We start from the raw sequence: 19,718 nt of genomic DNA on the forward strand, positions 1-19,718 counted from the left end.
TCGCACCGCCAGGCCGGTCAGCGGCGCCGACAGCAGCCCCGTCAGGCCCGACAGGTCCATCGGCGGCAGGCTGAACGACGGCAACGCCGCGGCCACGCCCAACGCCCCGCCGTGGTAGCCCAGCATCGCGGCGACGTCCTGCGCCCACATCTCCAGGTACTCGAACTCGGTCATCGCGATCGCCGGGGTGTTCTGGCCCAGAATGTTCGTCGCGATCAGGGCCCTGAATTGCGCACGGTTCGCCGTCACCGCCGCGGGAGGCACCGTCGCCGCCAACGCCGACTCGAACGCCGTGGCCGCCACGCGGGCCTGGCCCGCGGCGTTCGCGGCCTGCCCCGCCGCCGCACTCAGCCACCCCACGTACGGCGCCGCGGCCGCCGCCATGGCGGCCGACGACGGACCCGTCCACGGCCCACCGGTCAATCCGGTGACCACCGAGTTGAACGACGACGCCGCGGCCGACAGGTCGGACGCCAGCGCGTCCCAGGCCGACGCCGCCAGGAACAGCGGCCCCGAACCGGCGCCGACGGATATCCGCGCCGAATTGATCTCAGGCGGCAGCCAGGAAAAGTCGAGAACCATCACGACCCCCGTTCAGCCCAGGCGCGGCACGCGTCTTGGCGCTGCTCGAAAATCAACACACACCACTGCGGATCGTAAGCCTAAAATCGCCGAACTACCCCATCTTTTTTCTAAACTTGAATCGGTCGAGAACATAAACTTGACCGAGTCAACTACATAAACTTGATCCAATCCGAAAACGGCTTGTCGCCCGCAGCGCCGACGGGGGCGCAACTGGCGAAACAGCCGTCGGGCACGCCAGCCGCGTGAATTTCCCGGTGCCGGTCGGAATGGTCTCACGTGCCGCGCAAATTATATTTATTAAATGTTCAGATCGGATGCAATTCCAGTCATCCGAATATCCCGTCAAGAATTGCGGCAATCAGTGACGAACGCCGCTCCCAAGCGTCGGTGCCGGGCCCTAGCAACCCTTGAGGCGCACCGCCAGGTAGTCGGAGACGGCACCCATCGCCACCCGGTCCTGCGTCATCTTGTCGCGCTCGCGCACGGTGACGGCGTCGTCGGAGAGCGAGTCGAAATCCACCGTCACGCAGAACGGCGTGCCGACCTCGTCCTGGCGCCGGTAGCGGCGCCCGATGGCGCCGGCGTCGTCGAAATCGATGTTCCAGCTTTTGCGCAATTCGGCGGCCAGGTCGCGGGCCTTGGGGCTCAGGTCGGCGTGCCGCGACAGCGGCAGGACCGCGGCCTTGACCGGCGCCAGGCGCGGGTCGAGCCGAAGCACCGTGCGCTTGTCCATGCCGCCCTTGGCGTTGGGGGCTTCGTCCTCGGTGTAGGAGTCGATCAAAAACGCCATGAACGACCGCGTCAGGCCGGCTGCCGGTTCGATGACGTACGGCGTGTATCGGGTGTCGTTGACCTGGTCGTAGAACGACAGGTCGACGCCGGAATGCTTTGCGTGCGTTGACAAGTCGAAATCGGTTCGGTTGGCGACACCTTCCAGCTCACCCCACGGGTTGCCGGCGAAACCGAACTTGTACTCGATGTCGACGGTGCGGTCCGAGTAGTGCGACAACTTCTCCTTGGGGTGCTCGTAAAGTCGCAAATTCTCCGGGTCGATGCCGAGGTCCACATACCACTCCCGGCGCGTGTCGATCCAATACTGATGCCATTCCTTGGCGGTCGACGGCTCGACGAAGAATTCCATCTCCATCTGTTCGAACTCGCGGGTGCGGAAGATGAAGTTGCCGGGCGTGATCTCGTTGCGGAAGCTCTTGCCGATCTGCCCGATGCCGAACGGCGGCTTGCGGCGGGCCGTCGTGACCACGTTGGCGAAGTTGACGAAGATGCCCTGCGCGGTTTCGGGCCGCAGATAGTGCAGCCCCTCCTCGGTTTCGATGGGCCCGAGATAGGTCTTGAGCATCATGTTGAACTCGCGGGGCTCGGTCCATTGGCCCTTGGTGCCGCAGTCCGGGCAGACGATCTCGGTCATCGGCACCGAATCGGGATCAGCGATGCCCTTCTTCGCCGCGTAGGCCTCCTGCAGGTGGTCCTGGCGGTGCCGGTGGTGGCAGTTCAGGCACTCCACCAGCGGGTCGTGGAAGACCTCGACGTGGCCGGAGGCCACCCACACCTGGCGCGGCAGGATGATCGACGAATCAATCCCCACCACGTCGTCGCGGCCGGTGACGACCGCGCGCCACCACTGGCGCTTGATGTTCTCCTTGAGCTCCACGCCCAGCGGGCCGTAATCCCACGCCGATTTGGTCCCGCCGTAGATCTCGCCCGAGGGAAAGACGAAGCCCCGCCGTTTGGCCAGGTTGACTACGGTGTCGATGACGGACGCCACGGGGCAGTGCACTCCCTTTCGAAGATCCGGGCAGACAGGTGGCCGGCGAAGGCCGCCCGCAAAACATCAGCCATGGTATCGACCGTCGCACCGGTCTTTGACATGCGTCATCATGCATGTGACAGTGGAAAGCGGCCGACCATGACTCCGTCGCGGCCCCTCCAAACGACCCGGCACTTCTCGAGGTGATGACTCTCGGATGGCGATGTCCTCCTCTGTGCCCGTTTCCAAGTCCTCCTCGGCGCCGACCGCCGCGGCCGGCGACGCACAGTCCGACCTGGGCGGGGTGCCCCACCAGCACGGCGACGACGGGCCCGGTGAGCACGCGAGATTCCCCGAATACCCGGTGCCGCCGTCGCGGGAAATCCTCGACGCGGCGGGCGAGCTGCTGCGCGCGCTGGCCGCGCCTGTGCGGATCGCCATCGTGCTGCAGTTGCGCGAATCGCAGCGCTGCGTGCACGAACTGGTCGACGCCCTCGGCGTGCCGCAGCCGCTGGTCAGTCAGCATCTGAAGATCCTCAAGGCGGCCGGCGTGGTCGCCGGGGAGCGATCCGGCCGCGAGGTGCTCTACCGGCTGGCCGACCACCACCTGGCGCACATCGTCGTCGACGCGGTCGCTCACGCGAGTGAGGAGACGGTGTGACCGGCACGAGTGTGCGTGCCACCCGGCAGCGGGCGGCGATCTCCACGTTGCTCGAAACGCTCGACGAATTCCGTTCCGCCCAGGAGCTGCACGACGAGCTGCGCCGGCGCGGCGAGAACATCGGTTTGACCACCGTGTATCGCACGCTGCAGTCGATGGCCACGGCGGGCATGGTCGACACGCTGCGCACCGACACCGGCGAGTCGGTCTACCGCAGATGCTCGGAGCATCATCACCACCACCTCGTATGCCGCGGCTGCGGTTCCACCATCGAGGTCGGCGACCACGAGGTCGAGGAGTGGGCGGCGCAAGTGGCCGCCAAGCACGGCTTTTCCGACGTCAGCCACACCATCGAAATCTTCGGAACGTGCTCGGAGTGCGGTTCTTAGGCTGAACCGCCCCGGCGCGGACGCCGTTTCTTTTCTGACCGGAATAGTTCTGAAAAAAGTGTCCGATACGCGACCGTCGCGTGCTCCTACCCATGAGTGGCCCACGGGCCGAGGCAACCAGAACTCAAGGGAAGCGAGAACACGATGCGGAAGCAACCAGCCCCCCACCTGCGGGCGGTACGCGACGTCGAGGCCCCGTCACTGCAGTTTCGCACCATCCACGGCTACCGGCGTGCCTTCCGGATCGCCGGGTCCGGGCCGGCACTGCTGCTGATCCACGGCGTCGGCGACAAATCCGAATCGTGGGGGCCGGTGCACGCCAAGCTCGCGCAGCGGTTCACCGTCATCGCGCCGGACCTGCTGGGCCACGGCGAGTCCGACAAGCCGCGCGCCGACTACTCGCTGCCGGCCTTCGCCAACGGGATGCGTGACCTGCTAGCCGTGCTGGGCCTCGAGCGGGTCACCATCGTCGGGCATTCTTTCGGCGGCGGCGTGGCCATGCAGTTCGCCTACCAGTACCCGCATCTGGTCGAACGCCTCGTGCTGGTCAGCGCCGGCGGCGTCGAGTCGGACGTGAGCTTTGCGCTGCGATTGGCCGCGATGCCGATGGGCAGCGAGGCGTTGGCGATGGTGCGCGTGCCGGGCGCGCTGCCCGCGATGCGTGTCTTCGGCCGGGCCGTTCAGGCCCTGCTCGGCTCCACCAAGTTCGGTCGCGACGCCGTCGACACGGTGCGCCTGCTCGAGGGTTTTCGCGATCCCGCCGCGTTGTCGGCATTCGCGCGCACCTTGCGATCGGTGGTGGACGGGCGCGGCCAATACGTGACCATGCTGGATCGCAGCTACCTGGTGCAATCCATTCCCGTGCAGATCATTTGGGGCGAAGACGACCTGGTGATCCCGGTGAGCCACGCCCGGACGGCCCACGCGACGATGGCCGGATCGCGCCTGGAGATCTTCGAAAAGTCCGGGCACGTCCCGCATCACGATCACCCGGACCGCTTCGTCGAGGTCGTCGAACGATTCATGGACTCGACCCGGCCGGCCGAGCACGACCCGAGCCTCATGCACTCGCTGCTGCGGACCGGCGCCGGCGAGGACATCGCCCCCGGTTCGCCGGCCGAGTCGGCGGTGTCCTAGCCCGTGACCGAACGCCGTATCTCGGCGCCCGTGTCCAGCACCAGCAGGATCAGGGTGCGTAGGGCGTCGTCGGTCAGCCCGCCGCCGGGAAAGTTGTAGCGCAGCATCACGTCGCCGGTCTTGGATGCGCTCTTTCCCGAGTTGCGCTGCACCGCTTGCTCGTTGGGCTTCTCGACCAGGGTCACGCTGCCGAAGTTGCTGTCGCGCGCCTGCTTGGCGATCTGGTCGCCGATCTTCTTGGTCAGCGGCAGATCCCAGGCCAAGATCTGGGTCAGCGAGACCAGGTCCAGATCCTCGGCGATGTTCACCACCCGTAACGACGCCAACGTTCCGTTGTGACGCAACGTGAGTGCGCCGTCGGGCTCCTCGTCGACGGGAAGGACGTCGCGCAGTATCGACGCCAGACGCTCCTGCAGTGATGGCACTATGCGCTCCCGAATCTTCTGTTGCGCTCGGCGTATTCCTCGCACGCGGCCCACAGGTCGCGGCGGTCGTAGTCGGGCCACAGCTTGTCCTGAAAGATGTACTCGGCGTAGGCCGCCTGCCACAGCATGAAGTTGCTGGTGCGCTGCTCCCCCGAGCTCCGCAGGAAGAGATCCACATCGGGAATGTCGGGCCGCTGCAGGTGATGGGCCACCGTGGCCTCGGTGATGCGTTCCGGGTTGAGCCGGCCCGCGGCGGCCAGGCGCGCGATCTCCCTTGTGGCGTCGGCTATTTCGGCGCGCCCGCCGTAGTTGACGCAGTAGTTGACGGTGATGACGTCATTGTTCTTGGTCATCTCCTCCGCAATCGCCAGCTCGTTGATCACGCTGCGCCATAGCCGGGGCCGCGAACCGACCCAGCGGATGTTGACCCCGATCGTGTTGAGGTTGACGCGGCGCATGCGCACCACGTCGCGGTTGAACCCCATCAGGAAGCGAACCTCCTCGGGGGACCGCTTCCAATTCTCCGTGGAAAAGGCGTAGAGGCTGAGCCACTTGATGCCGATTTCGATTGCGCCGCAGACGATGTCGATCACGACGGCCTCGCCCGCCCGATGGCCGTCGGTGCGGCTCATCCCGCGTTGGGTGGCCCAGCGACCGTTGCCGTCCATCACGATCGCGACATGATTGGGCAGTCGGTCCGCGGGGATCCGCGGCGCGGCCGCCTTCGAAATGTGCTGCGGCGGCCGGCGCGGGCCACCGTCGGCGGACGGCGGCAGCTCCGGGAAGACGACCGGCCAGGTCGAGGTGTCGGGAAAGACCGGGTAATCGTCGGGTGCGGGGGGCAGTTGCGGGAAGTCGGTCGACTTCGGCTTGCGCTCAGCCACAGGCCTTATCCTGCCCGATCGGCGCTGCGCGCCGTTCGGCGATTGTGCGGTCGGCCTGATACGTCCGCTCCACCAGCGGCAACGTTTTGAGCTGACGTTCCAGATGCCACTGCAGGTGCGCGGCCACCAACCCGCTGACGTGGCTGCGGTGGGATTGCGGCGACGCTTCGGCGGCCTCCCAATCGCCGTCGTGCAGCGCGGCCATCAGGTCCAGCACACCCGGCGGCGGGGTGGTCGAGCCGGCCGGGCGGCAATGCGGGCAGACGCTGCCCCCGGCGGCGATGTGAAACGCGCGGTGCGGACCGGGTGTGGCGCAGCGGGCGCACTCGGTGAGCGCCGGCGCCCATCCGGCGATGCCCATGGCGCGCAGCAGATAGGCGTCCAGCAGCAGGTCGCGGGGCCGGCGTCCGTCGGCGACCGCGCGCAGCGCGCTCACCGTGAGCCGGTGCAGGGCCGGGGCCGGGGCCCGCTCCTCACCGGCGAGGCGTTCGGCGGTTTCCAGCATCGCGCACCCGCAGGTGTACCGGCCGTAGTCGCTGACGATGTCGGTTGCGAACGCGTCGATGGCGACGACCTGGGTGACGATGTCCAGGTTGCGCCCGGGGTGCAGTTGCGCGTCGATGTGAGCAAACGGCTCAAGGCGCGCGCCGAATTTGCTGCGGGTGCGGCGAACGCCCTTGGCCACCGCGCGAACCAGCCCGTGATCGCGGGTCAGCAGGGTGACGATCCGATCGGCCTCGCCGAGCTTGTGCTGGCGCAGCACAACAGCCCGGTCTCGATATAGCCGCATCACAATAGTTTTGCACCCCGCCGCGACAATGCGGGTATCCGCGCCGTCTAGTCTCGTACCCCGTGATTGGCGCTTCCGGGTCGGGCGCCGGGCCCCTCGCGGGATCCGGCTATCAGCGCCTGCCCACGCTGACTGACCTCCTCTATCAGTTGGCCAGCCGCGCTGTGACGTCCACCACGCTGGTGAGCCGGTCCCTGCACGCCATCCACAACAGCCAGCCGACGTTGAACGCCTTCCGGGTGGTGCTGACCGAGTCGGCGCTGGCCGACGCGGCGGAGGCCGATCGGCGACGCGCGGCCGGCGACACCGCCCCGCTGCTGGGCATCCCGATCGCGGTCAAAGACGACGTCGACATCGCGGGTGTGCCGACCGCGTTCGGCACCGAAGGGTACGTCGCGCCCGCCACCCAGGACGCCGAGGTGGTGCGCCGCCTCAAGGCCGCCGGCGCGGTGATCGTGGGCAAGACGAACACCTGCGAACTGGGCCAATGGCCGTTCACCAGCGGCCCCGGGTTCGGACACACCCGCAACCCCTGGTCGCGCCGGCACACGCCGGGCGGATCGTCGGGGGGCAGCGCGGCCGCGGTGGCCGCCGGCCTGGTCACCGCCGCGATCGGCTCCGACGGCGCCGGCAGCGTGCGCATCCCGGCGGCGTGGACGCACCTGGTGGGCATCAAGCCGCAGCGCGGCCGCATCTCCACCTGGCCGTTGTCGGAGGCGTTCAACGGGATCACGGTCAACGGCGTGTTGGCGCGCACGGTGGCCGACGCGGCGTTGGTGCTGGACGCCGCGTCGGGCAATGTCGAGGGCGACCGGCACAAGCCGCCCCCGATCACGGCGTCCGACTATGTCGGGAAGGCGCCCGGTCCGCTCAACATCGCGCTGTCAACGCGGTTCCCGTACACCGGTTTCCGGGCCAAGCTGCACCCCGAGATCCTGGCCGCGACCCGGGCCGTCGGCAAGCAACTGCAGCTACTGGGCCACACCGTGGTGCCCGGCAACCCCGACTACGGCCTGCGGCTGTCGTGGAATTTCCTGGCCCGGTCCACCGCGGGGCTGCGGCAGTGGGAGGAGCGACTGGGCGACGGCGTCATCTGGGATCCCCGCACCTTGGCCAACCTGCGGGTGGGCCACGTGATGGGCGAGGCGATCCTGCGCAGCGCGCGCCGCCACGAGGCCGCCGACCAGCGCCGGGTGGGCTCGATCTTCGACATCGTCGACGTGGTGCTCGCCCCGACCACGGCGCAGCCGCCGCCGCTGGCGCGCGCCTTCGACCGGTTGGGCGGCTTCGGCACCGACCGCACGATGATCGCGGCGTGCCCGTTGACCTGGCCGTGGAACCTGCTGGGCTGGCCGTCCATCAACGTGCCGGCCGGGTTTACCTCCGATGGTTTGCCAATCGGCGTGCAACTGATGGGCCCGGCAAACAGCGAGGGGCTGCTCATCTCGCTGGCCGCCGAGCTGGAGGCCGTCTGCGGCTGGTCGACCAAGCAGCCGACGGTGTGGTGGCATGCCGGCACCGACACGCCCCCGGCCGGCGCCCCGCCGCGCAGATAGGCTCTGCTGGGCGGCTACCCGTTACGGGGCAGAAAAACTTGAGCGTTAAAAGCCAAGCCGACCAAGCTGTTTGGGGTCGCTCTGCCAGTTCTTGGCCACCTTGACGCGCAGGTCGAGGTAAACCTTGGTGCCGAGCAGCTTCTCGATCTGGGCGCGCGCGGCGGTCCCCACTTCGCGCAGCCGCGCGCCGCCCTTGCCGATGACGATGCCCTTCTGGCTGTCCCGCTCGACGTAGAGGATGGCGTGCACGTCGATCAGGTCGTCGCGGTCTAGGCGCGTCTCGATTTCGTCGATCACCACCGCGAGCGAATGCGGCAGCTCGTCGCGAACCCCCTCCAGGGCGGCTTCGCGGATGAGCTCGGCCATCAGGAGCTCCTCGGGCTCATCGGTCAGCTCGCCGTCGGGGTAGTACGCGGGGCCGACGGGCAGCGCCGCGGCCAGCACGTCGATCAGCACATCGACCTGCGCGCCGGTCACCGCGGACACCGGCACGATTTCGGCGGAGCCGCCGATCAATTCGCTGACGGCGACGAGCTGCGCGGCCACCCGGTCTTTGGGCACCTTGTCGATTTTGGTGACGACCGCGACGAGCGTGGTCTTGGGCGCGACCGCGCGGATCTGTTCGACGATCCAGCGGTCGCCCGGGCCGATGGCCTCGTCGGCCGGAATGCACAGCCCGATCACGTCGACCTCGGCATAGGTGTCGCGGACCAGGTCGTTGAGCCGCTTGCCCAGCAGGGTGCGCGGCCGATGCAGGCCCGGGGTATCGACCAGGATGATCTGGAAGTCTTCGCGGTGCACGATCCCGCGGATGGTGTGCCGGGTGGTCTGGGGGCGCGTCGACGTGATCGCGACCTTGGCGCCGACGAGCGCGTTGGTCAGCGTCGACTTGCCGGTATTCGGCCGGCCGACGAAACATACGAAACCCGAACGAAATTCGGTCATATCGGCGCTCACAACAGGTTGCCGGCTCGGTCGGTCACGATGATCACGGCGGTGGCAGACAGTTCGCGAACCGCGACGATGCCCGGATCGTCGGCGGATCCCGCCACCAGGACGGCCGCCTCCAGCCCGGTCGCCCCGCTGGATGCGGCGGCGGCGACCGCGGCCTGCAGCCCGGTCAGCTTCGGCGTCGGCAAGTCCACCGGCGCGGCCGCATACGTGCGGCCGTCGGCATCGCGCACCGCGGCGCCGCTGTCTGCGTCGGCGCGGGCCATCGCGGCGCGCGCCAGCACCACCAGCTTGGCGTCCTCGGCGTCCAATTCCTCAGCCACGGTGATCGGCCTCCCCGTCCGTCGATTCGTCGGCTTCCGCCGGGCTCAGCAGGACGGTGTTGATCCGCACCCGCCCGCGGTGATCCGGGCCGCCCTCGGCGCGCAACCGCAGGCCATGCGAGACCACCTCGGCGCCCGGCAGCGGCACCCGCCCCAATTCCAGGGCGACCAGGCCGCCCACGGTGTCGACGTCGAGGTCGTCGTCAAATTCCACGTCGTAGAGTTCCCCGACGTCCTCGATCGGAAGGCGCGCGGAAACCCGGAACCGCTTGTCGCCCAGGTCTTCTATCGGGGCCGTCTCCGCCTGGTCGTATTCGTCGGCGATCTCGCCGACGATTTCTTCCAACACGTCCTCGATGCTGACCAGGCCGGCGATCGCGCCGTATTCGTCGACGAGCAGGGCCATGTGGTTGCGGTCGCGTTGCATCTCACGCAGCAGCGTGTCCAGCGGCTTGGAGTCCGGCACGAAGATCGCCGGGCGCATCACCTGCGACACCTTGGTGTCGCGGCCGCCGTCGGGCGACAGGAACGTCTGTTGGACAAGGTCTTTCAGGTACACCACGCCGACGACGTCGTCGACGTTCTCGCCGATTACCGGGATGCGGGAGTGCCCGCTGCGCACGGCCAGGGTGGTCGCCTGGCTGGCGGACTTGTCGCTTTCGATCCAGATCATCTCGGTGCGCGGCACCATCACCTCGCGGGCCGGGGTGTCCCCGAGTTCGAAGACCGACTCGATCATCCGGCGTTCGTCGGCCGCGACCACGCCGCGCTGCTGTGCCAGGTCGACGACCTCGCGCAGTTCGATCTCCGAGGCGAACGGCCCGTTTCGCAATCCGCGGCCCGGCGTGAGCGCGTTGCCCAGGACCACCAGCAACCGGCTGAGCGGCATCAGCAGCCACGAAATCGCTCGCAGCGGAAGGGCCGTCACCAGGGAGATGGAATACGCGTGTTGGCGGCCCAGGGTGCGCGGGCCGACTCCGATGACGACGAAGCTGGTCACCACCATGATGGCGGCCGCGCCGGCCAATCCCCACTTGATGCCCCAGTTGTCGTAGAGAAAGACCACCAGCAGGACGGTCGCGGTGATCTCGCAGATGATGCGGAGCAGCACCATCAGGTTGATGTAGCGGGGTCGCTCGCTCATCACCTTGAGCAGCGACACCGCGCCGGGTCGCTCTTCGCGAACCAGCTCTTGGACCCGGGCCAGCGACACCGTGCTGACCGCGGCGTCGATCGCCGCGAAAAGCCCGCCAAGACCGATCAACGCGATCGCGCCGAGCAGCTGCGAGACGCCGGTCAATTGTCGAAATACCTTGACTTGTCCAGTAATCGGCGGTCGCGTTCCTCTTGGCGGTCCTGCTGGTAGGCCTCGACCTGTTCGGCGACCCATTCCGCGAGCAACCGGTCCTGCAAGGCGAACATCTCTTTTTCCTCGTCCGGCTCGCCATGGTCGTAGCCGAGCAGATGCAGCACGCCGTGAATCGTCAACAGCGCCAACTCATGTCCCAGGGTGTGGCCCGCCGCGGCCGCCTGCTCGGCGGCGAATTCCGGGCACAACACGATGTCGCCCAGCATCGAGGGCCCGGGTTCGGGCGCGTCGGGGCGCCCACCAGGCTCGAGCTCGTCCATCGGGAAGCTCATCACATCGGTCGGGCCGGGCAGGTCCATCCAGCGCATGTGCAGGTCGGCCATCGCCGCGGTGTCCAGCAGCACCATGGACAGCTCGGCGCTCGGGTTGACGTCCATCCTGGCGATGACGAACTTCGCGACGCTGACCAATTCCGCTTCGGAGACGTCGATGCCCGACTCGTTGGAGACTTCGATGCTCATCGGCGGCTTCGGCCACCCGAGGCCCGACGGGCCGCCCGGTTCATCCCCGAGCCGGGCTCTTCGTAGCGGGCGTAGGCGTCGACGATCTCCGAAACCAGCCGGTGGCGCACCACATCCACGCTGGTCAGCTCGGCGATGTAGATGTCGTCGACGCTCTCGAGGATCTCGACCGCCGACCGCAGGCCCGACCGCGCGCCGCCGGGTAGGTCGATCTGGGTCATATCCCCGGTGACCACGACCTTCGACCCGAAACCGAGTCGGGTGAGGAACATCTTCATCTGTTCGGCGGTGGTGTTCTGCGCCTCGTCGAGCACGATGAAGGCATCATTCAACGTGTTGTGTGTGAGCAAGAAATCTTCAGTGACATAAAGGGAATCCGCTGCCGCGACCCGTATGCACACCGCCTCCTCAGTCCCCGCGGGCTCGATCCGGTCGATGTAACGCATCGGCCGACCACCGCCAGTTGCGCCGTACTTCGCGGCTTTGCGGGCCAGCCGGAACGGGACGACGCCCTCAGGCAAACGGATGTCGAGAATGTGTGCATCGGAGCGGTGATGCACGTCGCGGCCCCGTGCGAGTCCCGGCTTACGCCCTTCCGCTGGCCTGGTCCGCCAGTAGACGACGCCGCCCAATGACTGGACCAGGAACACCACGTCGTCACGGAGTCGATCGGACACAGTCGTGAACTGGACGCGGCAAGTGCGCCCCCGCTGGGTGACCGGACCGCCGTCGGAATCGAGCAGACCCTGAAGAACCGCGAGCCGCACATCGGGTGTATTGAACAGGTAGTCCGAGGGGACGAACTTGATATTTGACCGCATGCCGGCTAACCCAAGTCGACGCAAGGCACCGGTCACCGGGTTCTCTCGGGTGCTGACCTCACCGGGACCAGCGAAGCGATTCAGTATGTAGTCGACCTCTGTCCTGCGCCGTACCTTGATCCCAGGGATCAACTGACCCAACGAGGCAGCAAGCTCAGGATCAGCTGTCGAGAAACTCGGTGTCGTCGCACATGTCAGACACCCGTCGCCCAAGAGCAGACCCAAAGCGTACGGATCTAAAGGCACCGCCCGACTCTCGAACCTCACCGGTGCGCTCAGCAAGGGCAATTCGTAGCGGTGGTAATGCGCCGCGCGGAGATTGCCGATCATCTCCTTGGTTTGAAGGACGCGCCGAGGCTTGCCGCGACGCCGATCATCACGAGTCGACACCGACCACAAGTGGTCACCGGACGCGAGCGTCGAGCAACCGTCTTGCGTGTGGACCCGGTAGATCTCCTTAAAGCCCTGCGGATAGACGCCGAGAACTTCCGTTGGCGTTCCATCGGAACCGATCACAGAGTCGCCAACTTGCAATTCACCGATCGGCCGGAAACCGCTGGGCGTCAATACCTTGGTGAACACCGGTTGGGCCCGGCCACGCATGTACGCCAGCGGTGCGACCTCAATTACCCCGGCGGACATCAGCTTTGGGATCAGCTCGGCGTCCATCATGTCGTAGAGCGCGTCATACAGCGGGCGCAGATAGGGGTCGATCTTTTCGCTCAGCGTCCCGGGCAAAAAGCCAAGGCGCTCACCGGCTTCCACCGCCGGGCGGGTCAAGATGATCCGGCTGACCTGCTTGGTCTGCAGCGCGTGCACGGCCTTGGCCATGGCCAGATACGTCTTGCCGGTGCCGGCAGGGCCGACCCCGAACACGATCGTGTTGGCGTCGATGGCGTCGACGTAGCGCTTCTGGTTAAGCGTCTTGGGCCGGATCGTGTTGCCGCGGCGCGACAGGATGTCCAGGGTGAGCACCTCGGCGGGTGATTCGTTTCCGGTACCGACGAGCATCGCCACGCTGTGGCGCACCACCTCCGGGGTCATCGGCTGGCCGCTGGCCACGATCGCCACCAGCTCGGAGACCACCCGCTCGGCCAGCGCGACGTCGGCCGGCTCGCCGGAGACGGTGACGGCATTGCCCCGCACGTGGAGGTCGGCGCTGAGGATGCGTTCCAGGGCGCGCAGGTTTTCGTCTGCTGAACCGAGCAGGCCCACGACGAGATCGGGCGGAACGTTGATGCTGCTGCGAACCTGGGAGGTCGATGCTGCGTCAGCAGCGCTGGTCTCGCGGGGCGTCACGTGGTTTCCGATGCCTGCCTTCTGGGGTCCTGACGTGGTGAAATCCTGGCTTGCAGTCTACCGCCGGTCATGACTGTGTCCCAACGGTTCGTCCGCGGGCGATTGTGTATCCGCGTGTTGATCCCATCGCGGGGTGAGCACGCCCAGCGCCCCGAGCGCCACCGCGGCCGCGCTCGACGTCCGCAGCACCTGCGGGCCGAGCCGGACCGCCACCGCGCCCGCCTCGGTCAGCGCGGCGATCTCGTCGGGCGCGATGCCTCCTTCGGGACCGATCACCAGTAGCACCGAATCCGCCTGGGCCACATGGGAATTCGCAAGCAAGTCGGTCGCCGATTCGTGCAGCGCCAGCACCGCGGACCCGGCCGCCACCTCGTCGCGAACCCGCTGCGTCAGCGCCGCGGTGGACACCACGCCGTCGACGGGCGGGATGTGCGCCCGACGGGACTGCCGGGCCGCCGAACAGGCGACGGCGCGCCACCGGCGCAGCCCGTTGTCGACCCGGGCGCCCTCCCAGCTGGCCACGCAGCGGGCCGCCTGCCAGGCCAGGAACGCGTCGGCGCCGGCTTCGGTGGCCAGTTCGATCGCCAGCTCGGAGCGGTCGGACTTGGGCAGCGCCTGCACCACCGTCACCGCGGGATGCGGCGGCTCGACGTTCCAGCGCTCCAGGACCCGGGCCCGCAGCCTTTCGCGACCCGATTGCTCCACCACGCACCGGCCGAGGGTTCCGGCGCCGTCGCCGAGCACCAGCTCTTCGCCGGGACGAATTCGCCGCACGGTGGCGGCGTGGAAGCCCTCGTGACCCTCGACGGCGGCCAGCTCGCCGGCGTCGGGCAGTGCGTCAACGTAGAACAGCGTCGCCACCACGTGCGGGCTCCTGGGAACTAGCGTCCGGTGAAGGTCTCGCGCAGGCGGCTGAACAGGCCACCGCCGGCGTGCGTCGAGCGGACCTCGGCCACATCGCGGCTGCGGCGGTCCTTCAGCTCACGCAGCAGTTCGGTGTCGCGGTGGTCAAGCCGGCTCGGCACCACCACCTCGACGTGGACGTGCAGGTTGCCCCGGACGCCCGAGCGCAGGTGCGGCATCCCGTGGCCGCGCAACGTGATGATGGCGCCGGGCTGCGTGCCCGCCGGGATGTTGATCTCGCTCTTGCCGTCCAGGATGGCGTCGACGGTGACGGTGACGCCCAGCGCCGCGTCGACCATCGGCACCGAGACCGTGCAGTGCAGGTCGTCGCCCTCGCGGACGAAGATGTCGTGGGCCTGCTCGTGGACCTCGACGTACAGGTCACCGGCCGGTCCCCCGCCGGGCCCGACCTCACCCTGGGCGGCGAGCCGCACGCGCATGCCGTCGCCGACACCGGCCGGGATCTTGACGCTGATCTCGCGGCGGGCCCGCACCCGGCCGTCGCCCATGCACTGGTGGCAGGGGTCGGGGATGACCACCCCCACGCCGCGGCAGGTCGGACACGGCCGCGACGTCACCATCTGGCCCAGCAGCGAACGCTGCACGGTTTGCACCTCGCCCTGGCCGCCGCAGGTGTCGCAGGGGACGGGCGCGGAATCGCCGTTGGTGCCCTTGCCCTGGCAGCGGTCGCACAGGACCGCGGTGTCGACGGTGACCTGCTTGGTCACCCCGGTCGCGCACTCTTCGAGGTCCAGCCGCATCCGCAGCAGCGAGTCCGAGCCGGGCCGAACCCGCCCGATCGGCCCGCGCGACGCCGACCCCGCGCTGAAACCGCCGCCGAAGAAGGCCTCGAACACGTCGCCCAAGTTGCCGAAGCCGCCGAACCCGCCGCCGGCCGCGGCCGCGTTCTCCAGCGGGTCGCCGCCCAGATCCACGATCCGGCGTTTCTCCGGGTCGCTCAGCACCTCGTAGGCGACGCTGATCTCCTTGAACTTGGCCTGCGCGGCCTCATCGGGGTTGACATCGGGATGCAGCTCGCGCGCCAACTTGCGGTAGGCGCGTTTAATGTCCGCATCGCTGGCGTTTCTGCTCACGCCGAGCAGCCCGTAATAGTCGCGTGCCACGCCTGACTCTCCTGAAAGGTCCTAAGCCGCGCTACGCGGCCGTCCAAAAACTCTGGTGCGGGTGCGCGGTCATCGGGCACCCAGCACTTCGCCGATGTACAGAGCAACCGCAGCCACGCTGGCGATAGTTCCCGGATAGTCCATCCGGGTGGGGCCCAGCACACCCATGCCGCCGTACACGGTATCCGAGCGGCCGTACGCAGTGGACACCATCGAGGTCCCGACCATCTGCTCGACGGCCGTCTCGTGGCCTATGCGCACCGTCACCTTGCCGGCTTCCTGCTGTGCCGCCAGCAACCGCAGCACCACCACCTGCTCCTCGAGGGCCTCCAGGATGGACCGCAACGAACCGCCGAAATCCGCGGCGTTGCGGGTCAGGTTGGCGGTGCCGCCCATCAGCAGGCGTTCCTCGGTGTGCTCGACCAGAGACTCCAGCAACACGGTCGCCGAGCGGCCGACGGCGTCGCTCAGGTTGGTGGCCAGCCCGCTGCGCCCGTGCAGCTCCCCGGCCAGGTCGGCGACAGCGGTCGACGCGGCGGAAAGCCGCTTGCCGACCAGGGCCTGGCCCAGCATCTCGCGCAACTGGGACAGCTGATGGTCGTCGATGACGTCGCCGAGCTCGACGATGCGCTGGTCCACCCGTCCGGAGTCGGTGATGACCACCATCAGCAGCCGCGCCGGGGTCAGCCCGACCACCTCCAGATGGCGCACGGTCGACGTCGACAACGTCGGGTACTGGACTACCGCCACCTGGCGGGTCAGCTGCGCCAACAGGCGCACCGCGCGGCGCAGCACGTCGTCGAGGTCGACGCCGGACTCCAGGAAGCTTTGGATCGCGCTGCGCTCGGCCGACGACAGCGGCTTGACGTCGTCGAGCCGGTCCACGAACTCGCGGTAGCCCTTCTCGGTGGGCACCCGCCCGGAGCTGGTGTGCGGCTGGGTGATGTACCCCTCGGCCTCCAGCACCGCCATGTCGTTGCGGACCGTGGCGGACGACACCCCCAGGTTGTGGCGCTCCACCAACGACTTCGAACCGATCGGTTCCTTGGTGGCGACGAAGTCGGCGACGATGGCGCGCAGCACCTCAAAGCGACGCTCGTCGGCGCTTCCCATCGGCTCCCACCTCCTTGATCGCGTCCATTTTACGGGTCGCCAGAGGTGCCAACCGCCACTGCCAGACGTCTGGCGGCGAACTCCGGCAAGTTCCCGGCTAGCCTGTCCAGCATGTACCGGTCGGGCCGAAGCGACGCCTCGCGGACGTCGCAGAAGGCCCGCCGATGATTTTCAAGGGCGTGCGCGACGGCAAGCCGTATCCGGATCACGGGCTGTCCTACAAAGACTGGTCCCAAATACCGCCCCAGCAGATCCGGCTCGACGAGTTGGTCACGACGACGACCGTGCTGGCCCTGGACCGCCTGCTGTCGGAGGACTCCACCTTCTACGGCGACCTTTTCCCGCACGCGGTGCGCTGGAGGGGGATCATCTACCTCGAGGACGGCCTGCACCGTGCGGTGCGCGCCGCGCTGCGGAACCGCACCGTGCTGCACGCCCGGGTGTTCGACATGGACATGCCGCTGAGCCAGCAGACGTAGTCTTCGGCGGTCACGTTTGGGCGTCGCCGGGTGTCGACCTAGAAAGGGAGACATTCAAGGGAGGACGCCATGGCTCGGCTGCAAGGAGTCTCGGACCACGACGCCGGATTGGGCGCCAAGATCGCCTTCTTCTTCACCAAGCGCAAGCTTGCGCAGATGGCCGGCCTGGAAACGGCGGGAATGCTGGAACCGCTGCGCATGTACGCGCACATCCCGCGGTTGCTCAGCGCCTACGGCAAGCTGGAGCAGGCCGAGTCGAAGCTGGACATCCTCAGCCCCCGCCACCGCGCGCTGGCCGAACTGAAGGCGGCGACTACCGTGCGCTGCGAGTACTGCATCGACCTGGGTTCACAGATCGCGCGGCGGTGGGGAATCACCGACGAGGAGTTGCTCGCGATGGCCGATTACCGCAATGCGTCCTGCTTCTCCGAGCTCGACAAGCTGATCATGGAGTACGCCACCGCGATGAGCCGCACCCCGGTCGAGGTGACCGACGAGCTGTTCGACGCGCTGCGCGCCCACTTCGACACGCCGCAGCTGGTCGGCCTCACCCACGTCATCAATTTGGGCAACATGCGCGCCCGGTTCAACATCGCGCTCGGCATCGGCTCGTCCGGCTTCTCCGGCAACCGGGTGTGCGCCCTGCCCGAGGCCGGTCGCGCGTGACGGCGGCGAACGCTTCGTTGTCCGCACGCTTCGAGGCGGCGCGGCCGAGGCTGGGCGCCCTCGCCTACCGCATGTTGGGTTCGGTCGACGACGCCCAGGACGCCGTGCAGGAGGCGTGGCTGCGGCTCAGCGCCGGGCGGGGCGCAGACGATATCGCCAACCTCGACGCCTGGCTGACCACCGTGGTGGCCCGCATCTGCCTGAACGCGTTGCGCGGGCGCGGCCGCGAGGAGCCCCTCGGGCACCTGCCCGACCCGATCGTCGATGCCGAGGGCGAATTCGATCCAGAGCACCGGGCGATGCTGGCCGACGCGGTGGGGCTGGCGCTGTTCGTGGTGCTGGACACGCTGCCGCCGGCCGAGCGGCTGGCCTTCGTCCTGCACGACGTGTTCGCCGTCCCGTTCGACGAGATCGCGCCCATCGTCGAGCGGACGCCGGAGGCGACGCGAAAGCTGGCCAGCCGGGCCCGCCGGCGCATCGAGGAGGCCGATCCGGCCCCCGACGGCGGCGTCGCCGCGCAACGCGAGGCCGTGGACGCCTTCTTCGCCGCGGGCCGCGCCGGCGACTTTGACCGGCTGGTGTCGGTGCTGGACCCCGGCGTCGTGCTGCGCGGCGATTTCGGCAAGGCCACCAACGTATTCCGCGCCGAGGGTGCGCAATCCGTGGCCAAGCTGGCCCGCGGCTACGCGGCGCCGGAGCGCGAGGTGTGCCGCGCCATCGTCAACGGCGCGGCCGGCGCGGTCGTGTTCGTCGATGGGCGGCCCACCGCCATCATGGGTTTCGTGGTGCGCGACGGGCTGGTGGCGGCCATTGATGTGCTGGCCGACCCGGACCGGATCGCAAAACTAGACCTGCGCGGCGTGCGCGCCGGTCACTGACCGGCGGCCTGCAGCAACTCCATCGCCGACGCGCGCGACAGCACCCAGCCGCCCTGGTTGACGAACGTGACGTTCTGGGTCACGGGCGACGTGAGCTTGGGACCCGAGACCGCCACGTCGGCTGTCGCGGAACCGGCCGCGGCCGGTTGAATGTTGGTGACGCCGAACGCCAGCGGCAGGTCGCCGTTCTTGGCCGCCTTCTGCAGCTTCTTGTCGGCGACGTGCGCTTCCAGCCCGCTGATTCCGCCTTCGACCAGGTTGCTCTTGTTCGAGAACGAAACGCTCGGGTCCGCAAGGCTGTTCAGCACGCCGGTCAACTGATCGGCCGTGGGCACATTCACCGCCTGCGGCGGATCCTGCGGCAGCGGCGCGCCGACCGCGATCAGCCGCACCGAGGCCGCCTCACCCGGTGCCACGACGGACGTGATGCCGGCGGCCGCTCCCCCGATGACGGCCAGCGCTGCGGCGCCGCCGGCGAAGAATTTAACGTTTCTCATGGTCCCCCCTCAGGTGGGCACGCGTCGACGGACCGTGCCAGTGTGCGTCTTTCGACTGTTGTTTCGTGTCTGCACACCGAGACGTTACGGCCACGTCATGTGAGTAGCCTGTGCGCCCACTGTGTGGTGCACAGGCTGCCCGGCGTTGCTAGTTCGTCGCGGTGGCGGCCTGTATCAGGGCGATCGCGGCGTCGTGCTGCAGGATCCAGTTGCCGCCCTCGTTGACGAACGCGAGGTGCTTTTCCACCGGCCCGGCGAACTTCGGACCCCCGATGGCGACGTCGGCCTGGGCCATGTTCGGACCGGCAGGCGCGATGTTCGTCACGGCGAACGTCTCCGGGAAGTTTCCGTTGCGGTACGCCTTGCGCAGGTCGTGGTCGGCCACGTGGCCCTCGTCCGGAGCGATGCCGTTTTGCACCAGGTTGGTCTTGGTCGTGTAGGACACGCCGGGATCGGTCGCCTGGGTGCACAGGTTGGACAACTGGTCCGGGCTCGGCAGTCCCGGCGCCGGCGGCGGATCCTGCGGCGGCGCGGCTGCGGCGGGAGTCGCGCCGACGGCCGCCGCGCCCATGGCTATCGCGCCGATGGCCAAGGACTTCAAGGATTTCGTTCTCATGGTCAGGTCCTCCCCCTGGTGAGTAA

21 protein-coding genes and 3 pseudogenes are annotated in these 19,718 nt (G+C 68.1%); 7 read left to right on the forward strand and 17 right to left on the reverse strand.

From position 1 onward, the window contains the following. Positions 1 to 582: PPE family protein (locus AC5Y2S_RS12910; protein WP_499956544.1), on the reverse strand; the 582-nt coding region annotated here is incomplete at its 3' end. A gap of 400 nt (positions 583 to 982) precedes the next feature. Continuing rightward, the gene (locus tag AC5Y2S_RS12915) at positions 983 to 2,380 is read right to left on the reverse strand and encodes a glycine--tRNA ligase (protein WP_499907245.1); all 1,398 of its coding nucleotides are present in this window, start codon (positions 2,378 to 2,380) and stop codon (positions 983 to 985) included. A 205-nt stretch (positions 2,381 to 2,585) separates the two neighbouring features. Here AC5Y2S_RS12915 and AC5Y2S_RS12920 point away from each other — a divergent pair, with 205 nt between their 5' ends. The 3 genes from AC5Y2S_RS12920 to AC5Y2S_RS12930 all read left to right on the forward strand — a co-directional run bounded on the left by AC5Y2S_RS12920 (position 2,586) and on the right by AC5Y2S_RS12930 (position 4,537). Continuing rightward, on the forward strand, positions 2,586 to 3,011 hold the full coding sequence (locus AC5Y2S_RS12920) for an ArsR/SmtB family transcription factor (protein WP_499956545.1): 426 nt from the start codon (positions 2,586 to 2,588) through the stop codon (positions 3,009 to 3,011). Next, the gene (locus AC5Y2S_RS12925) at positions 3,008 to 3,400 is read left to right on the forward strand and encodes a Fur family transcriptional regulator (protein ID WP_499956546.1); all 393 of its coding nucleotides are present in this window, start codon (positions 3,008 to 3,010) and stop codon (positions 3,398 to 3,400) included. Before AC5Y2S_RS12920 ends, AC5Y2S_RS12925 begins: the two co-directional genes overlap by 4 nt. A gap of 144 nt (positions 3,401 to 3,544) precedes the next feature. Further along, entirely contained in the window at positions 3,545 to 4,537 is a 993-nt protein-coding gene (locus tag AC5Y2S_RS12930; protein ID WP_499956547.1) for an alpha/beta fold hydrolase, read from the forward strand. Here the strand turns inward: AC5Y2S_RS12930 and AC5Y2S_RS12935 are convergent. Genes AC5Y2S_RS12935 through recO form a run of 3 tightly spaced genes read right to left on the reverse strand, consistent with a single transcriptional unit; the run spans position 4,534 to position 6,636 of the window. Next, a complete protein-coding gene (locus tag AC5Y2S_RS12935) occupies positions 4,534 to 4,962 on the reverse strand; it encodes a hypothetical protein (RefSeq protein ID WP_499956548.1) in 429 nt (142 codons plus the stop codon). The two genes, AC5Y2S_RS12930 and AC5Y2S_RS12935, sit on opposite strands and share 4 nt — an antisense overlap. After that, on the reverse strand, positions 4,962 to 5,846 hold the full coding sequence (locus tag AC5Y2S_RS12940; RefSeq protein WP_499956549.1) for a decaprenyl diphosphate synthase: 885 nt from the start codon (positions 5,844 to 5,846) through the stop codon (positions 4,962 to 4,964). The genes AC5Y2S_RS12935 and AC5Y2S_RS12940 overlap by 1 nt, the downstream gene beginning before the upstream one ends. After that, positions 5,839 to 6,636, reverse strand: a complete 798-nt coding sequence (gene recO / locus AC5Y2S_RS12945; RefSeq protein WP_499907257.1) for a DNA repair protein RecO — start codon at positions 6,634 to 6,636, stop codon at positions 5,839 to 5,841. The genes AC5Y2S_RS12940 and recO overlap by 8 nt, the downstream gene beginning before the upstream one ends. 62 nt (positions 6,637 to 6,698) lie before the next feature. On the opposite strand from recO, the gene AC5Y2S_RS12950 reads away from it, so the two are divergent. Further along, a complete protein-coding gene (locus AC5Y2S_RS12950; protein ID WP_499956550.1) occupies positions 6,699 to 8,192 on the forward strand; it encodes an amidase in 1,494 nt (497 codons plus the stop codon). 45 nt (positions 8,193 to 8,237) lie between these two features. Here AC5Y2S_RS12950 and era read toward each other — a convergent pair whose 3' ends face one another. The 10 genes and pseudogenes from era to hrcA form a co-directional block, all read right to left on the reverse strand. Then, on the reverse strand, positions 8,238 to 9,137 hold the full coding sequence (gene era / locus AC5Y2S_RS12955) for a GTPase Era (protein WP_499956551.1): 900 nt from the start codon (positions 9,135 to 9,137) through the stop codon (positions 8,238 to 8,240). 8 nt (positions 9,138 to 9,145) lie between these two features. After that, positions 9,146 to 9,472 (reverse strand): cytidine deaminase-like protein, encoded by a 327-nt coding sequence (locus tag AC5Y2S_RS12960; RefSeq protein WP_499957036.1) that lies wholly within the window; start codon positions 9,470 to 9,472, stop codon positions 9,146 to 9,148. Further along, on the reverse strand, positions 9,459 to 10,766 hold the full coding sequence (locus tag AC5Y2S_RS12965; RefSeq protein ID WP_499956552.1) for a hemolysin family protein: 1,308 nt from the start codon (positions 10,764 to 10,766) through the stop codon (positions 9,459 to 9,461). Before AC5Y2S_RS12965 ends, AC5Y2S_RS12960 begins: the two co-directional genes overlap by 14 nt. Beyond that, positions 10,763 to 11,296: an rRNA maturation RNase YbeY gene (ybeY, locus tag AC5Y2S_RS12970; RefSeq protein ID WP_499956553.1), complete on the reverse strand. Its 534-nt coding sequence runs from the start codon at positions 11,294 to 11,296 to the stop codon at positions 10,763 to 10,765. The genes AC5Y2S_RS12965 and ybeY overlap by 4 nt, the downstream gene beginning before the upstream one ends. After that, positions 11,293 to 11,631: pseudogene (locus AC5Y2S_RS12975) on the reverse strand (PhoH family protein); the annotation flags it as partial. The gene ybeY and the pseudogene AC5Y2S_RS12975, both read right to left, overlap by 4 nt. Positions 11,632 to 11,898: 267 nt before the next feature. Beyond that, positions 11,899 to 12,720: pseudogene (locus tag AC5Y2S_RS12980) on the reverse strand (LAGLIDADG family homing endonuclease); the annotation flags it as partial. Beyond that, positions 12,709 to 13,416 (reverse strand): annotated as a pseudogene (locus AC5Y2S_RS12985) (PhoH family protein); the annotation flags it as partial. The pseudogenes AC5Y2S_RS12980 and AC5Y2S_RS12985, both read right to left, overlap by 12 nt. 57 nt (positions 13,417 to 13,473) lie before the next feature. Beyond that, positions 13,474 to 14,280, reverse strand: a complete 807-nt coding sequence (locus tag AC5Y2S_RS12990) for a 16S rRNA (uracil(1498)-N(3))-methyltransferase (RefSeq protein WP_499956554.1) — start codon at positions 14,278 to 14,280, stop codon at positions 13,474 to 13,476. Positions 14,281 to 14,297: 17 nt separating this feature from the next. Further along, entirely contained in the window at positions 14,298 to 15,443 is a 1,146-nt protein-coding gene (dnaJ, locus tag AC5Y2S_RS12995; protein WP_499907273.1) for a molecular chaperone DnaJ, read from the reverse strand. A 69-nt stretch (positions 15,444 to 15,512) separates the two neighbouring features. Then, on the reverse strand, positions 15,513 to 16,556 hold the full coding sequence (gene hrcA, locus AC5Y2S_RS13000) for a heat-inducible transcriptional repressor HrcA (RefSeq protein ID WP_499956555.1): 1,044 nt from the start codon (positions 16,554 to 16,556) through the stop codon (positions 15,513 to 15,515). A gap of 164 nt (positions 16,557 to 16,720) precedes the next feature. Here hrcA and AC5Y2S_RS13005 point away from each other — a divergent pair, with 164 nt between their 5' ends. The 3 genes from AC5Y2S_RS13005 to AC5Y2S_RS13015 all read left to right on the forward strand — a co-directional run bounded on the left by AC5Y2S_RS13005 (position 16,721) and on the right by AC5Y2S_RS13015 (position 18,579). Beyond that, positions 16,721 to 17,035, forward strand: coding sequence for a type II toxin-antitoxin system VapB family antitoxin (locus AC5Y2S_RS13005; protein ID WP_499907277.1), 315 nt, complete (start codon positions 16,721 to 16,723; stop codon positions 17,033 to 17,035). 69 nt (positions 17,036 to 17,104) lie between these two features. Continuing rightward, positions 17,105 to 17,701, forward strand: coding sequence for a carboxymuconolactone decarboxylase family protein (locus tag AC5Y2S_RS13010; protein WP_499956556.1), 597 nt, complete (start codon positions 17,105 to 17,107; stop codon positions 17,699 to 17,701). Then, positions 17,698 to 18,579, forward strand: a complete 882-nt coding sequence (locus AC5Y2S_RS13015; RefSeq protein WP_499956557.1) for a sigma-70 family RNA polymerase sigma factor — start codon at positions 17,698 to 17,700, stop codon at positions 18,577 to 18,579. The genes AC5Y2S_RS13010 and AC5Y2S_RS13015 overlap by 4 nt, the downstream gene beginning before the upstream one ends. Here the strand turns inward: AC5Y2S_RS13015 and AC5Y2S_RS13020 are convergent. Continuing rightward, entirely contained in the window at positions 18,573 to 19,076 is a 504-nt protein-coding gene (locus AC5Y2S_RS13020) for an MTB12 family secreted protein (protein WP_499956558.1), read from the reverse strand. The genes AC5Y2S_RS13015 and AC5Y2S_RS13020 overlap by 7 nt on opposite strands. A gap of 148 nt (positions 19,077 to 19,224) precedes the next feature. Continuing rightward, complete coding sequence (locus AC5Y2S_RS13025) at positions 19,225 to 19,692, reverse strand: MTB12 family secreted protein (protein ID WP_499956559.1); 468 nt, start codon at positions 19,690 to 19,692, stop codon at positions 19,225 to 19,227. Positions 19,693 to 19,718: the final 26 nt, after the last annotated feature.

Source organism: Mycobacterium sp. NGS69 (assembly GCF_059812165.1).